This is a genomic window from Paenibacillus forsythiae T98 (genome assembly GCF_000520735.1).
GTDB classification, from domain to species: domain Bacteria; phylum Bacillota; class Bacilli; order Paenibacillales; family Paenibacillaceae; genus Paenibacillus_AQ; species Paenibacillus_AQ forsythiae.
On record NZ_ASSC01000455.1, the window covers coordinates 1 to 379 of the forward strand.

Sequence of the window (379 nt, forward strand, 5' to 3'; positions counted from 1 at the left end):
CCCGTCCACGCTGGGCATTCCCGACAGCGCCGGCATTCCGGTGAGCATTGCGCACGAGGTCATCACCGTGCCGTTCAACAATCTGGACGGGCTGCGCGAAGCGCTGAACCAATGGGGCGACGATGTCGCCGCCATCATGGTCGAGCCGATCGTCGGCAATTTCGGCATGGTTATGCCAAGGCCCGGCTTCCTTGAAGGCATGTGCAAGCTTGCGCATGACAACGGCTCGCTCGTCATCTATGACGAGGTGATTACCAATTTCCGCTTCCACTACGGCGGCGCGCAGACCTACGCCGGACTGGATAACCATGAAGAAATCATGCCCGACCTGACGGCAATGGGCAAAATCTTCGGCGGCGGCCTGCCGATCGGCGCCTAC

1 protein-coding gene is annotated in these 379 nt (G+C 60.9%); it reads left to right on the plus strand.

What is annotated here, in order from left to right; genetic code table 11:
• Positions 1–379 (plus strand): aminotransferase class III-fold pyridoxal phosphate-dependent enzyme (locus L692_RS28880; RefSeq protein WP_036723774.1); only part of this gene is annotated, 379 nt, incomplete at both ends.